The following is a 14,979-nucleotide window of genomic DNA, read 5'->3' as shown; positions in this document are numbered from 1 at the left end:
ACTTACTAAATGTAAGTACATACCAAAAAGTAAGTTAGTGACTTTGAGGAAAGATTTAATGAACACATACGCTACAAGTAAATTATTAGGTCAAGTTTTATCCACTGATTGTCCATCTCGAGAAATATTGGAACATCTCACCAATAAATGGTCAGTATTAGTTTTGCGTTGTTTGACTGAAGGGGTACACCGTTTTAGTGAACTTAAGCAGCGGATCGAAGGGGTGAGCGAAAAGATGCTGGCTCAAACGCTGAAAATGCTCGAGCAAGATGGTTTTATCTTACGGACAGTCTATCCAGTCGTGCCACCCAAAGTTGAATATCAACTGACTTTAATGGGCTCACAGGCTGCAGAAAAGTTAATGCATCTGATTGGTTGGGTTGAACGAACCTTGCCTGAAATTATTGAAGCCAAGGAAAATGCACGTAAATAGCTTTCAGAAATGGGGAGTGAAATTCGTTTGCCATTTATCAAAGGTATTTTGATGATGAGCTAAAGATTTTCGAGCGAGGTGCGGATTTTCCTAAAAATTTGCATCAGCACCAAGATGAATGAAATTTATAGTATTGCTGAATAATATTGTTCGAGAAATTCTTTAAAATATGGCAGAATAAGCGGTTTTAAAGTTTTTAGAGGATTGGCAAACATGCGCTTTGTTGATGAAGCAGTCATTACCGTAGAGGCTGGCGACGGTGGCAATGGCGTAGCCAGTTTTCGCCGTGAAAAATTCGTACCATTTGGTGGTCCAGATGGTGGTGATGGTGGTCGTGGCGGTAACGTATACGTTCAAGCCGACAACGACACAAGTACCCTAGTAGATTATCGTTATACACGTAAATTCCGTGCAGAACGTGCTAAAAATGGTCGTGGAGCGAACTGCTCAGGCCGTGGCGGTGAAGATACCGTATTGCTCGTTCCAGTGGGCACAACAATTGTAGATACAGAATCTGGCGATATCATCGGCGACTTAGTGGCTGACGGTCAGCGTGTGTTAGTGGCAGCAGGTGGTGAAGGTGGTTTGGGTAATACTCACTTCAAATCTTCAACCAACCGTTCTCCACGTAAATGTACACACGGCTCAAAAGGCGAATATCGTGAAATTCGTCTTGAATTAAAAGTACTCGCAGACGTTGGTTTGTTGGGTATGCCAAATGCGGGTAAATCAACCTTTATCCGTGCAGTTTCAGCAGCAAAACCAAAAGTTGCAGATTATCCATTTACCACAATGGTGCCAAACCTAGGTGTGGTTGATGCCGATAGTCACCGTTCATTTGTAATGGCGGATATTCCGGGTCTAATCGAAGGGGCTGCAGAAGGTGCAGGTCTAGGTATTCGATTCCTGAAACACTTGGCGCGTACACGTATTTTATTGCACATCGTAGATGTTCAACCGATTGATGGTTCTGACCCTGCGTACAATGCAAAAGCAATTTTGGAAGAGTTGAAAAAATTCTCCCCAACACTTTCAAAATTACCTGTTGTATTGGTACTCAATAAAGTAGACCAATTGGCGGCTGAAACGCGTGATGAATGGTGTGATCACATTCTCGAAGAGTTGCAGTGGAAAGGCCCTGTATTCAAAACTTCAGGTTTAACGTTTGAAGGTACTAAAGACGTTGTGTACTACCTGATGGATCAAATTGAAGAACAACGCGAACGCGAAACTGAAGATCCTGAATATGCTGCAGAAGTTAAAGCGTTCCGTGATCAGCTTGAAGCTGAAACACGTGAGCAAACGCTTGCTGCGAAAGAAGCATATCGTGAAATGCGTCGTCAACAACGTCTGGCAGGTCAAGGTGAAGACTTTGATGATGAATTTGAAGACGGTGATGATGAGGCAGAATCGTACTACGTACGTTAATTGCTGAATAAGTGTCAAAGCAAACAAGTCTGAGGACAAGATGATAGAAGTGGTAGATGGGCAACGTCAGCTCAAGGGTTGTAAACGTATCGTTGTTAAAATCGGATCATCACTACTCACAGCAAACGGAAAAGGGTTAGATCTGGATGCAATCTCGCATTGGGCGGGACAAATTGCAGAACTACACAATGCAGGACACGAGATCATTCTTGTGTCTTCCGGTGCTGTGGCTGAAGGGATGGTCCGTATGAATTTGGACAACCGACCCACAGATCTACCCAGTCTACAGGCTTGTGCAGCCATTGGACAAATGGGTTTAATACATACTTGGTCAAGCGTTTTAGAACAACGTTCGATACGCACAGCGCAAGTGTTGTTAACGCATGATGACTTGGCAGACCGTCGTCGCTATTTAAACTCATGTGATGCGTTGCAACACTTGATCGACTGGCGTGTCATTCCTGTGATCAATGAGAATGACACTGTTTCGACAGATGAAATTCGCTTTGGTGATAACGATACTTTGGCAGCTATGGTGGCGGGTCAGGTACATGCAGACTTATTGGTGATTTTAACTGACCAAGAAGGTATGTTCGACTCTGACCCTCGTTCCAATCCAGACGCAAAACTGTTCCATACAGTACGTGCAATGGATGAATCATTATTCGATATGGCTGGCGGCGGCGGTAAATTTGGCCGTGGTGGCATGTTAACCAAAGTTCGTGCAGCACGTTTGGCAGCCAAGTCCGGTTGTCCAACCGTGATTGCGAGCGGTGATAGTGATAATGTGCTGTCACGTGTAATGGCAGGTGAATTACTCGGTACCTTATTCATTACGGACAATGACCGTGTCACAGCCCATCAACAATGGTTAGCTGCACATTTACAAACAGCTGGACGTTTGGTGATTGATGATGGCGCAGTCAAAGCCATTCGTGATAATCACCGCAGTTTATTACCTGTCGGTGTGAAAGCTGTTGAAGGGCATTTCGAACGTGGTGATGTGGTGGAATGTGTCGATACACAAGGTCATCGTGTTGCCGTAGGTCGTGTAAACTTCAGTTCACGCTCGGCAGAAATCGTTAAAGGTTTGGCCTCAGATAAAGTTCATCAAGTTTTAGGGGAAGCCCGATCACTTGAAATGATCCATCGCAATCATATGGCGATTTATTAGGTTTTTAATTTATTGATTTTAAATATTAAAATTTTAGATCAGGGATATTTAACTACCTGTTTAACTACTTGGTGATTTGAAAAGCCCACTTTTGAAAGTGGGCTTTTTACTTTAAGAGTATTGTAAATTTTGTTGTCGTTTGATTGGTCTTAAATGATTAAACGATAGGAGAGAGGTTTGTTGATCATCACAACCGTCGTGACTAATCAGGTAGCTACTACATGGCGTATTAATGAGTAAACTCTCACCTGTACCTTCTTTGACATGATAAATGATTTCATTGAGCGTTTGTTCATGCTTCACAATATTTCCCGAGCATTCAGCATGTTCAATTAAGTCCGCAACTTCTTCATTTTTTAAAAACTTGATTTGCATAGTTGTCCCGTATGGGTTTCAAAAGGGACTCTTACTTTATGTCATAAAGCGAGATAAGCGCGCAGTGACTACGCTTAAAATATAATCTCTCAACATTGATTTTTAAATCAATAGCTCAGATTTTAAGCAACAAAAACGGCGCATTTTTTTTGCGCCGTGTCTTGTACTCGTAAAAGTTAAATATCCAACTTCGGCAAAGCCTTCACAATCTTCATCGTTTCAAGGCTAACCGTAATAACACGCAAGAACAATTCAAGCGGGTAAGCTGGGTTGTTCATTGTTTCAATTGCCCAATCGTTTGCATCATTCACGATACCGCTGTCCTTGTGCGTAGAAACACCTTGGCGCTCCATAACCCACTCAAGGGCAGGCTTACCATTTACCACGTATTCATACGCCTCTACGGGGATATCCTTGATCGTAAGGCGCTTGTTGTAAATGACCGTGCCTTTTTCCCCTTTCTTTGCAAACTTCATTTTTTCAACATAGAAGTCTTCAGCAGTTAATTGGCTATACGGCGTGCTACCTGTGTCCAATGTTGCCTTGTACGGCTCAATGGTTTCGTAATTCAAATGCCAATGTGCTAAATCACGACCCGCTTTAGAGAATGCCCAAAAGTCTTCAGCTTTCTTTACGCATGGAATACGTGGTAATTCTTTGGTGAGATTGTCCGCATAGCGTGTACGATATTCTTCGCTATGGAGCAAACCGTAGGTATAGTAGAAGATGTCTTCCTTGGTGATCTGCTCGTTAGGATACGCTGTTTGGAAGTGCTGTAAGCCTTCGTCACTGATGCCATCTTTGCGTTCGTACTTGGTTTCCGTCACGGTTAAATCAAGTGATTCATCAAATAGGTCACCTGAGCCGACATTTTTCTCTTGAGTGACTTCCTCGTAGAGGTAGAGTGGGAAACTTTGAGCACCACCATCTGTCTGTAATTCTGGTAGGCAATTTATCATTAAAGCTAACTGACTATTATCCGCTGGTCTTTGCTTAATCATGATTGCTAAATTCTCTTCTTCCATATTTGGAAAGATACGAGGCATCTGCAAGACACGCTCATTAAAAACACGATTAAAGTACAACCACTGCTTAGTGAATGGTCTGTATAGACTTGTAGTTAAACTTTTTAGATCGAAGTGATGGTATTTTTCTCTAGCAAGCTCTTTTTTTAAATTGACAGTCCAACTTATATGCTTTGGATTATTATCAACAAAATTATTAACAAATTCTTGACGAGATTTTGAATCAAGCGTTGGATAGGCTTTGTTGAAGCGATCTAATTCAGAGTTATAGAAACTTATCATCTCATTCATATTGTTACTTAATTTTGATTTACTCGAGTTGTAAGCCCACGCATCCCGATTTGTAGCGACCCCTAGTGAGAAATTATTAAATAATTTACTTTCATCGGTTTTTTTCTTATCACCTAAAGCTATAAATTCGTTAAAACTGTTATCTCGCTGTCTTAACCAATCCCCATGTTCATCAGGGGTAATCACTGACCAACCATTAGTATCACTGATACCTTGCAAGCTTTTAAAGTTGGCAATCTTTGCTAGCTTTGCTTCACGACTTAAGTAATCGCCAATATCATGGAAATAGATTTGCCCCTGTTGCTCGGCATTAGGATTCTTCACTAAGATTGAAATTGCAATTGGCGCTCGACTACCACTTCCAAAGATTTTCCCGCCTTCTTGGCGTGATCTTTCACCAGAGGTTCTTTGATTACCACGTAAGTGGAAAATATAAAGATTACTAAATTCTTTCACTAAACTTTTACGCAAACCATCAGCAGTATTTGTATCAATGAACCCAGCATTTGTAACGAAACCAATAACGCCTTGTTTGGAAATGCGATCGCTTGCCCATCGAATAGCACGGATATAAGAATCGTAAAGCCCTTTTGATAATACAGCTTTCGATAAAGCCGCATAAGTTTGCGTAATGCGTTGATCTAATAGAGGATAGCTGACATTACCATTATTATCATTTGCTGAATTCTGTCCGACCGAATACGGTGGGTTACCAATGATGACTTGAATATCAAGTGACTTCTGACGTTTACGGCGTGCGCTATTATCTACAAGAACTTGATCTACCAAGTCCTCTTTCTCGTACATTTGGAAAGTATCGGTTAAACAAATCCCTTCAAATGGCGTGTATTCATCAATGATTTGGCTATGGTAAACCGCTTCAATATTGATGGCTGCAATGTAGTAAGCGAGTAATACAAGCTCATTGGCATGAATCTCGTTTTTGTACTTATAGACCAACTTGTCCGATGGAATTAGACCACTTTGTAATAGGCGAGAAATGAACGTCCCTGTACCCGTAAATGGGTCAAGCACATGCACACCTTCATCCGCAAAGCTCTTCCCGAACTCTTGCTTGAGTACATCATTCACACTGTGCAAGATGAAGTCCACCACCTCAACAGGCGTATAGACAATACCAAGGCGTTCAGTCATACGAGGGAAAGCATTACGGAAGAATTTGTCGTATAACTCAACAATGATCTTTTGTTTACCTTCCGCACTATCAATACCCGATGCACGTAGCTTCACGCTGTCATAGAAGCGTTGTAGGGCTTCGGTTTCGCTGTCTAGGTGATGTTGGTTAAGTACATCTAAAACCTTCTGCATGGCTTGAGCCATTGGGTTTTTAGCGGCAAAGCTATACTCATCAAACAAGGCATCAAAGACAGGCTTAGTAATCAAATGCTGCGCCAACATCTCAATGATTTCAGCATCCGATACCGCATTATTTAAGTCGTCACGAATCTCGTGTGCAAACTCTTCAAAGACCGCACGCTCTTTTTCGCATTCAGGACGTGCAAGAATGTCTGTAATGAGCTTTATGTGGGTCTGTGCAATCTTGGCAATGTCATTTGCCCAATCTTCCCAATGGTGGCGGTTTCCGACCTTCTGCACCACCTTAGCAACAATCGCACGCTCAATCTCACCCGATTCAAAACTGAAGGACTGTTGAACATCTTCAGCTTCATCTTTTTTCTTCTTGGTCGGTGTACCGATGGTTGTACCGCCTTTGCCTGCAGCTTTCTTTTTCGCTTTCGCCGCCACTTTGTCCGTGATCGCGATAACTTCCATCTTGGAACGGTCAATGCCTGTTAAGTCCATCTTGTTGATCATGGCATCAAAGCGGTCATCGTGAGAACGTAGCGCATTCAGCACTTGCCAGACCACTTTATAGGTCATGTTGTCATCAAGGGCTTTGTTCGCGTCTACGTTAGGCGGAATCACGACAGGTAAAATGACATAGCCTCGCTTTTTACCTTCAGCAAGACGCATCACGCGACCAACCGATTGCACAACGTCTACTTGTGAATTACGAGGTGTCAGGAATAAAACCGCATCAAGCGCAGGCACATCTACACCTTCCGATAAACAGCGTACATTGCTCAAGACACGACAAATCGGACGTTCTGTACCACCTTCATCTTGTTGCGGTTCAGGCGTAGCTTTTAACCAATTTAGCTTTTGTTCTTTTTTATCAGCGCCCATACCGCCGTCAACATGCTGTGCTTCGCAAATTAAGCGATGTGAGATTTCATTGCCTTCTTTAGCTTCAGCTTCTTGATAGGCTTCTACGACCGTTTGAAAAATATTCGCAATACGCGTCGAACTGACTTGGTGTTTACGCGCCTTCTCGGACTGATCAATCACCTGACAGAATGCTAAGGCACGTTGCATTGGGTTGGTGTCTTCTTCGACATCCGCATGAATGCCTTGTTTAGACAACGCTTTCCAACATCCGACAATACGCGCCGCATCGTCGACGACGATTTCACTGTTCTCGGTAATGGTGCTGCCGATCTTGTTAATGATCGTATCGGAATCAACAGTAAGTACAATGACCTTATAATCGACCAATAAACCGCGCTTCACCGCTTCGGAAAAGTTAATGGTATAAAGCGTTTCTCCGAACAACTTTACATTGTCCATTGAATACAATGTAAAGTCTGTCGCCTTATCCTTAACATCATCCGAAAAAATACGCGGAGTCGCCGTCATGTAAAGGCGTTTTTTACCGAGAATAAAACCAGCATCATGAATCTTGACGAAGTTTGAATCATCTTCACTGTCATGTGTTGAACCAGTTGTACGGTGCGCTTCATCACAGATGATCAAATCAAACTCAGCCATTTGGTGATCGTTTTGAGCGTCACTGACTGTATTGATCGAATGGTAAGTCGAGAATACGACTGTCATGTGATCTTTGTCGTGGTGTTTTTCTACGTTTTCAGCTAACTTTTTCGCATCTGTCGTCGCAGGATATTGCAGTTCATGTTCAAGGGTAGTTACCGCATCAATCACGGCGGCATTTTTCTTCTTGCCGACCTCATTGTCTGAACATACCGCATAGCTATGCAAAGGCGTGGTTGATTCTTGAGTCCACTCAGTGAGCGTTTGAGATAACAATGACAAGCTCGGAACAAGGAACAATACACGCTTGCCTTTACCCGCGCATTCTTCTGCAATTTTAAGGCTTGTAAAGGTCTTGCCTGTACCGCAAGCCATGATGAGCTTACCGCGTTCAAGCTTTTGCTCGTATAAGCCAATCTTAACTTGGGTAAGCGCATTACGCTGGTGCTCGCGTAGTTCTTTCTTCTTCTTAAAAATGACTTCTTTCTTTTCCGCAAACAGTGACCAATCAATTGCACTTTGTTCTAAAGTATCAAGGTCTATCTTAGTAACGGGCGGGTCTTGGTTTTCAAGCGTTGCCAGTGCATTGTCCGACCATTCGTGTGTAGTGCTGACGATGATACGGCGCTTAAAGTAAGTCTTTGATGCCGCTGACAGGAAACTGTCAATTTCGGCTTTAGTGACCTTACGGTCTGCATCGTACAGTTTGCATTGAATGGCCTGGAATTCACCGTCTTTGGTGGTCGCTACAAGGTCAATCCCTGTGTCCTTACCCGATAATCCTTGAGCTTTAGCCCACTCAGTATAGGTTTGAACTTCCGTAAATAAATCCGCATAAAACGGCTCATTCTTAAAATACTTAATACATAGCAGCTCAAAATAAGTGCCTTTTTCGCGTTCCGTTTTCGCTGTTGTTCTATATGTGTCTATTAGGTCAAAAAAAGATGACATTGCAAAGCCCAAACTGCCCCGATATTTACCCGCTATATTAGGCAAAAAAACTATAAACCCCAAACTTTAATTCAGGCATCACCGATGGGCTTGAATACGCGTTTTCAATTGGTTTTATTTACTGATAGTAAAAGTACCACCTTGAAACATAATCGGGCTTACAACAGCTCTCAGCGTGTTACAGGGCATATAATTTTAAGTAGTTAGGCTTATTGTGCAAAATCAGGTTAAGTTAAGTTGAAGTAAATATTAAGTTTTCACTTGAATGAAATATAAGAACTTTTCAAAAAGTTTACCGATTGATGAATAGTAGGCATACCGCATTTCGCTTATTTTCTAAGACTTCACTCATCTACTGATTGTCTGCATGGCTGAGGTTTTGCATAGCGGTAGCGTTGCAAAACCGAAAGATACTGTGCGATCTTGATTGTGAGCATGTGGACTTGGACGAAAATTGGCGGAGCGGTAGCGGAGGCAATTTGAGCGGTGGGAGGTCTATTGTTGTTGTAATTCTTCTTTTACGTTCGTCAGTCGCTTTGCTCCTTCCTCTCGTTCATTAATCGTTACTCAATGTATTAATAGGTATATGTGTTATTACTGTTATTAGGCCGACTTGTGTACCAAAAACCGCTCTAAGCCACTTGTTGTATGGTTTAGGGCGGAATGAGACTAAAAAAAATTGCCCCTAAATTTGCGAATTAAAGCTTTTTCGCAAAGTCTTTACAGCATCCCGTTTCACTGTATTCAGCCAAGCGAATGTTTCGATTGCATCAGACGAACTTCTCTTGTGTCGACTAATACTCAGCGTGGCTGCTTGTTCTTTTCCAAACGGTTTTACTTGGGTAAAATACTCGTCTTTCTCGGTAGGCGTTGCTCGTTTGCTCAAGTGAGTAAACGGCATTTTCTTGAATCCACAAGCGATGATCTTAGGTAAGTTGTCTAGCTGAAGACTGATCTCCTCATCCTTGAAAGCCGACTTTCTCAAAGTCACTTCAATCCGCGCTCTGTGTTGGTCTTTCGGTAAAGCTTGACCACCCTTGTCGGTTCGTTTGAAGTACACCCTCACACAGAATGCATCACTCCGATGATCGCCCATGCCGATGTTATACCCATCCTCAATAAGCTCATATAGAGCATGTGGTGAGGTCGGTATATCCTGTCGCGTTCCTTTTGTTTTGTAGATGCGTAGCAGCCTCGCATCTGCGGGGTATCGCATAGCTTTATGCAGCTTGATAACCATTGCTGCACCGTCATTGCAACCGTAAAAGTCGAGAGAAAGTTCAATGGCTTCAATCGTCATTTCTTCGCGTTGTGCGCCGTACTGTTTGAATAGTAAATCGGTGATCACCTTCAAGTCTTTCTTGTTTCCAACGTCATGCAATCGAATTGTAAATGACGCGTCATCTTGGGTGATGTGACTATCATCGGACGCAATGTAGTGGCGTGTGCCTGTGCGCTTAGTGATGAACTCTTTAATGCGGCTACATGCATCAGGTGCTTTGTAGAACTGACATACGATAGGGTCTACCGTAAATCGCAAGTCTAGCCAATCAATCACGGCTTTGATCTTTTGCACTGATGCAAACGGCTCTACATTGATCGGGCGATAAAGTTCGGCATCTTTCACGTTGTCAGCAACACGCGCTTGCAATGCGTCTAACAGCGCATGAACTTCCGCCGTGGGTGTTTTTAGCATGACCGTTGTCGGCCTAACTGGCTTTGGAGGTAAAGCCTTTGGCTTTTTGACTCGCGTTACCTTTAGCTTATTCGGTTGGCTATTGTCATTCTCGCCTTTAAGTTCAATATCGCTCCAAGTGACTGAGGGCATAAACTCGGATTCATCGTTGAAAAAATCGAGAACAAAGCTGTCTAAATCCGCTGTAGCCTCATCGGTCTCACGTTGCTCGCGTGGGCTTAAATATTGTGTAATTTCCATTTCTTATCTATCAGCTTTAGCTGGCAAAAACTGCTACAATAACCGTCAGTTCGTTGGTCACTTGCTCAGTTTTGCCGACTGTGTAATGTGGAAAGGGAGATGCTTGAACATCTCCCTTTTTGCGTCTGTGGCTTACTAAAAGCCCTAGATCAGTTGCTGTTTCAACTCAGTTATGACCGCCTGTGCATCAACTTTTTCCTTCGTGACAACTTCAAGATAGTCGACGATCTTCCACCCCACATCCTCAATGCCGTCGCTACTGTTCAGGTCTAAATCTTCGGGGTTTTCAATGGCGTTCTGTACCGCTGATTTGATTAGCTCTGACATCACGTCTACGGCGTTGACCGTAGTGCCGTCTTTCATTATCACTTCAGTCATTTATGCCACCGCCTTAGCTTTGTTTTGGTAGTAACCTTGTTGTTTGAATAGGCTTGCAAATGCCTTCAATCCGCCAATGGTATACATTAATTCACCGTCAATTAGGTGACTATGAACACGTACACCATCTTGTTGTCGCCATTTTTTCGGATTCCAATGTAGGTATCCCCACCATTGCTGTTTTGTTTTATTTGGCAATTCCTTTGCCAAAAATTGTGCTGCTTCGTTCATCGTGAACATTTGCATTGTGTTGCATCCTTGCTATAACCGCTATTGAGGCGGTCTGCTATTATTGAGTGAAGAGGCGACTGAGCCTCTTAACAATGTGTAATTTACCTTAAAGCCCTAAGCGTTTAGCATGCGAGACAGCTTCGAGTATCTCGTTTGCAAAGGCTTCTGCGTCTGCTGTGGTAAGTGCCGATACCCGCAATGGGTGATTGATTTGCAATTGAATTGAAACGGCGCTCTTCTTTCCGCGTTCAGCATTGTCGGCTATCAGGTTCACGGATGCGCCTTTCCAAACGTAACCAAAGTTTTGCCCAAACGAATTCTGATTTTGCTGATTATCCAAGCCGAAATGCGCCGTAATTTCTGCGGCCCGTGACTGTTGGGCTTGAGCTGCCTTTTCTTGAGCCTTAGCTTCCCGTTTAGCAATGAATGCCTCAAGATCGGTAGATTTGTACATTGCAATGTTGTGCAAAGTCAGCTCATAAGGAATTTTTCGTTCAGGTTTAACGTTCGGCTTGGCATTATCATTCAAGAACGTGCGCCATTGAATCGGTGATTTTGAATCGTCCAATTCATGTAGACGCTGTGCCGCCTGTGAACGAGTCATTAATTTTGGTCTTGCCATTTTCAATCCTTGATGTGGCTTTACTTTCAGCTTGCTATTATATAGTAGTGAGTAGGAAATAAAAACCACTTTTGGGATTTTTAAAAAAGAACAAAGCCCGCTAAATTACAGGCTTTCTACTTTTGAATGGTTTTATCATTGTTTTGATTCAAGCCACTCAAAAACCTCAGTAGTTTTCCAAACTGTCGCACCATTTAGTCGGTATGGTGTTGGGAATTTTCCTTGCTTAACCCAAGACCACAGTGTCTTTTCTGTGATTGGTAACAAGCCACTTCGAGCAGGTCTTTCTTTTGTTCTTCGAATTTGACCTGCCATTTTTCCAGTCTTGTAGACATGAATTTTTTCAGGAGTGGCAGGTGCGGAAGTAATCGTTTTGGCGCGTATAAAAAAGGGGAGGTTCATCTTATACCTTCGGTAATTGCAAGAATGAATTAAACTTGCCATTAGTATAGTGACCGCGTTGTAGTTTCTTGGATTACTTAGGTAATGAATGGCTAAATTACAGCCATTCATTATTTGGCACTGTAAACTGTGTAATTACACAGCTACTTTTTTGAATGGAATGACATTGGGTTCATCTTGCGCGTTAATTTTGTTTGCAAGCTCATCTATTGTCGGGTTGTAGTACCTCATGAGCATTTTTAAATCTTTATGTCCCGTAACTTTGGCGAGGTCTTGGATTGGAAGTTTTTGTGCGAGGCGAGTCGTTGCTTCATGGCGAGTGTCATGAAAGTTTAAGTCGTCAAGATTTAATTTATTGCTAACTACCTTCCAAAAATCACTAGCAATAACGTTTGAAATTTGCGAGGTTGTCATTACACGTTCAGCATCAAGTCCTTTCATTAGTGTGAGTAATTCAGTGGCGCGTTTTGAAAGAGGAACTTTTCTTGATGTGCCATTTTTGGTATCAGGCAGGAGTACAAAATTATCGTATACGTTGCTCCATAACATACCGTTGATTTCACTCGCTCTCATCGCTGTTTCTATGGCAAATAAAAATGCCCAAGCAACTTGTTGCTTCTTGTTGATCGGTTGAAATGTTCCATCATATTTAAAGCCGTTCATGATCAATTTAATTTCATCATCACTGATTCTTCGCTCACGATGTGGAGCTTGAGGTGGTTTTGAAATGTCGGAAAGGGGACTATTTTCAATAATTCGCAACTCTTGGCGAGCGTACTTAAATACACCACCGAGTACACCTAAATCACGTCCTACTGTGGAAGGTGAAACATACTTTAGCCGATCATTACGCAGTTCAATCATGTCTAATTGATCAATTTTATCAACAGGTTTTTGCATCAATTTAGGATAGTCGCGGATAAGTTTATCGAGCCTAGATTGTTCTTTTACACCTCCTTTGTGAGTGGGAATTACTTCCGCAATATATTTTTTTAGCAACTCACTGAATGACATAGTTGCCATTTTATCTAGTTGGTCTTTCTTCTTCTTTTTATTGGGGTCAATACCATCAATCAACATGCGTTTAATTTCATCACGTTTAGTTCGAGCTTCTTTGGGGCGAAGAATTGGATATTCGCCTAGCGTGGTGGTGTTTTTGTTGCCGTTGAATGTGTAGATCACTTTCCAAGTTTTTCTACCTGTATGGGATGTGAAAATATAGAGCAACTCACTATCAAAGGTTTTAATGATTTTGTTGGGTACTGGCTCGATGCAGTTAATTTGTTTGACTGTAAGTTCTTTTGACATAGCGTCACCTAATAATTGGTAGTTAAGTATCTAACTACCTATTTAACTACTTGATAATGGGTTTTACTTGGTTAGTGTATTATAGTGTAATCGAGTTTTGTTTGATATAAGTTATTAATTTTTATATTGATTAATTGGTTTATGTTGGTTAATTATATTCTTTGTTTTTCCAAGTTAATCGCAATCATATGGCGATTTACTAAATTGAAAATCAAAATCCTGCTTCCGAGCGGGATTTTTTATGGCATGCCATTTGAATATAACGATAAAAATAGAAATAAGAGGAAAAGAAGATGAGCGAAATTCAATATTTAAACCTTCAAGATCTAAAAGATGAGCAGGCTCAACTGTGTGAATTATTGGCCCAATGTGTGCAAGATGGTGCATCACTGGGTTTTTTAACTAAAGAATCTAAGTTGCCCTATGATGAATATTGGTCTGCTGTGGCAAAGGATATTCAAAAGCATAAAACCTTTTTGTAGGTGGCGCTGCAAAGCGGTGAAGTTGTGGGCACAGTACAATTGGTTCGTGCCACCAAAGCCAATGCGCTGCATCGTACTGAGATTGAAAAACTTATGGTGCATCCAAAGGCACGTCAGCAAGGCATTGCTCGTCAACTATTCACACTTGCAGAAGATCAAGCAAAACACTTGAACTTGAAATTACTTGTACTTGATACGCGTACAGGCGATGTCTCTGAAAAGCTATATGAAAAATTTAACTTTATAAAAGCTGGGATCATCCCGCAATTTGCATTGAGCCATACAGGTACAATAGATTCAACGACATTATTTTATAAATTATTAGTTTAAGTGGAAACGGATGGATATTTTAGACCAAAACTCCTGCACAGATGCAGGAGTTTTTCATTAAAGGTTCTTTTGATTAACTCGTTTAGAGAGTTCTTCCGCACTTTCAACTCGTTCAGAATAGCGATCTGTGAGGTAGGCAGATTGACCACGTGTGAGTAGGGTAAATTTATATAATTCCTCCATCACATCGACAATGCGAGTGTAATAGGAGGAAGGTTTCATGCGATCATTTTCATCAAACTCTAAAAATGCTTTTGCAACGGAAGATTGATTTGGAATCGTGATCATCCGCATCCAACGCCCAAGGATGCGCATTTGGTTAACAGCATTAAAAGATTGCGAACCACCACTGACTTGCATTAACGCCAGCGTTTTACCTTGAGTAGCACGAATGGCACCTGCAGCTAAAGGAATCCAATCAATTTGTGCTTTCAATATAGAGCTCATCGCACCATGTCGTTCTGGCGAACACCAAACCATGCCTTCAGACCATGCAAGTAATTCATGTAATTCCTGAACTTTAGGATGGGATGTTTCAGCATCTTCAGGCAGAGGAAGACCTTTAGGATGAAAGATTTTGACTTCTGCACCAAAATGTTCAAGGATTCGACCCGCCTCCAATACCGTTAAACGGCTAAATGAGCGTTCACGGTTAGAGCCATATAGCAGCAGAATGCGTGGCGGATGTTCAAGTGCTTTTGCTTGAACATGTTCAAAACTCGGTGTTTCAAGTAAATCTAGTTGAATATTGGGGAGCTTCATT

Annotated in this window: 14 protein-coding genes; 5 read left to right on the top strand and 9 right to left on the bottom strand. The window is 41.9% G+C overall.

Annotated elements, in window-relative coordinates:
- The first annotated feature begins 58 nt into the window (after positions 1-58).
- The 3 genes from FTU02_RS03865 to proB all read left to right on the top strand — a co-directional run bounded on the left by FTU02_RS03865 (position 59) and on the right by proB (position 3,035).
- Positions 59-433, top strand: a complete 375-nt coding sequence (locus FTU02_RS03865) for a helix-turn-helix domain-containing protein (RefSeq protein WP_078191873.1) — start codon at positions 59-61, stop codon at positions 431-433.
- A gap of 213 nt (positions 434-646) precedes the next feature.
- Positions 647-1,861 (top strand): Obg family GTPase CgtA, encoded by a 1,215-nt coding sequence (cgtA, locus tag FTU02_RS03860; protein WP_078190204.1) that lies wholly within the window; start codon positions 647-649, stop codon positions 1,859-1,861.
- A 40-nt stretch (positions 1,862-1,901) separates the two neighbouring features.
- Positions 1,902-3,035 (top strand): glutamate 5-kinase, encoded by a 1,134-nt coding sequence (gene proB, locus FTU02_RS03855; protein WP_078191872.1) that lies wholly within the window; start codon positions 1,902-1,904, stop codon positions 3,033-3,035.
- Between the two features lie 111 nt (positions 3,036-3,146).
- On the opposite strand, the gene FTU02_RS03850 is transcribed toward proB, so the two are convergent.
- The 8 genes from FTU02_RS03850 to FTU02_RS03815 form a co-directional block, all read right to left on the bottom strand.
- On the bottom strand, positions 3,147-3,410 hold the full coding sequence (locus FTU02_RS03850) for a hypothetical protein (protein ID WP_180155952.1): 264 nt from the start codon (positions 3,408-3,410) through the stop codon (positions 3,147-3,149).
- A gap of 176 nt (positions 3,411-3,586) precedes the next feature.
- Positions 3,587-8,527, bottom strand: a complete 4,941-nt coding sequence (locus FTU02_RS03845) for a type ISP restriction/modification enzyme (protein WP_180155950.1) — start codon at positions 8,525-8,527, stop codon at positions 3,587-3,589.
- Between the two features lie 685 nt (positions 8,528-9,212).
- Positions 9,213-10,463: a hypothetical protein gene (locus tag FTU02_RS03840; protein ID WP_180155948.1), complete on the bottom strand. Its 1,251-nt coding sequence runs from the start codon at positions 10,461-10,463 to the stop codon at positions 9,213-9,215.
- Between the two features lie 144 nt (positions 10,464-10,607).
- Complete coding sequence (locus tag FTU02_RS03835) at positions 10,608-10,841, bottom strand: hypothetical protein (RefSeq protein ID WP_180155946.1); 234 nt, start codon at positions 10,839-10,841, stop codon at positions 10,608-10,610.
- Positions 10,842-11,087, bottom strand: coding sequence for a hypothetical protein (locus FTU02_RS03830; protein WP_180155944.1), 246 nt, complete (start codon positions 11,085-11,087; stop codon positions 10,842-10,844). It abuts the gene before it with no gap.
- A 91-nt stretch (positions 11,088-11,178) separates the two neighbouring features.
- On the bottom strand, positions 11,179-11,694 hold the full coding sequence (locus FTU02_RS03825) for a hypothetical protein (RefSeq protein WP_180155942.1): 516 nt from the start codon (positions 11,692-11,694) through the stop codon (positions 11,179-11,181).
- Between the two features lie 135 nt (positions 11,695-11,829).
- Entirely contained in the window at positions 11,830-12,096 is a 267-nt protein-coding gene (locus FTU02_RS03820) for an AlpA family transcriptional regulator (protein ID WP_005406766.1), read from the bottom strand.
- A gap of 135 nt (positions 12,097-12,231) precedes the next feature.
- A complete protein-coding gene (locus FTU02_RS03815; RefSeq protein WP_180155940.1) occupies positions 12,232-13,404 on the bottom strand; it encodes a site-specific integrase in 1,173 nt (390 codons plus the stop codon).
- 293 nt (positions 13,405-13,697) lie between these two features.
- Here FTU02_RS03815 and FTU02_RS03810 point away from each other — a divergent pair, with 293 nt between their 5' ends.
- Together FTU02_RS03810 and FTU02_RS03805 are read left to right on the top strand one after the other, a co-directional pair.
- Positions 13,698-13,886 carry a hypothetical protein gene (locus FTU02_RS03810; RefSeq protein ID WP_180155938.1) on the top strand — a complete coding sequence of 63 codons (189 nt, stop codon included), beginning with the start codon at positions 13,698-13,700 and terminating at the stop codon, positions 13,884-13,886.
- Positions 13,887-14,216: a GNAT family N-acetyltransferase gene (locus tag FTU02_RS03805; protein ID WP_373684201.1), complete on the top strand. Its 330-nt coding sequence runs from the start codon at positions 13,887-13,889 to the stop codon at positions 14,214-14,216. It begins immediately after the preceding gene.
- Between the two features lie 57 nt (positions 14,217-14,273).
- Here FTU02_RS03805 and arsH read toward each other — a convergent pair whose 3' ends face one another.
- Positions 14,274-14,978 (bottom strand): arsenical resistance protein ArsH, encoded by a 705-nt coding sequence (gene arsH / locus FTU02_RS03800; protein WP_180155934.1) that lies wholly within the window; start codon positions 14,976-14,978, stop codon positions 14,274-14,276.
- Position 14,979 lies beyond the last annotated feature (1 nt).

It is taken from the genome of Acinetobacter sp. YH12045, from assembly GCF_013419925.1.
Classification (GTDB): Bacteria; Pseudomonadota; Gammaproteobacteria; order Pseudomonadales; family Moraxellaceae; genus Acinetobacter; species Acinetobacter amyesii.
This window is presented reverse-complemented; position numbering and strand designations above follow the sequence as displayed.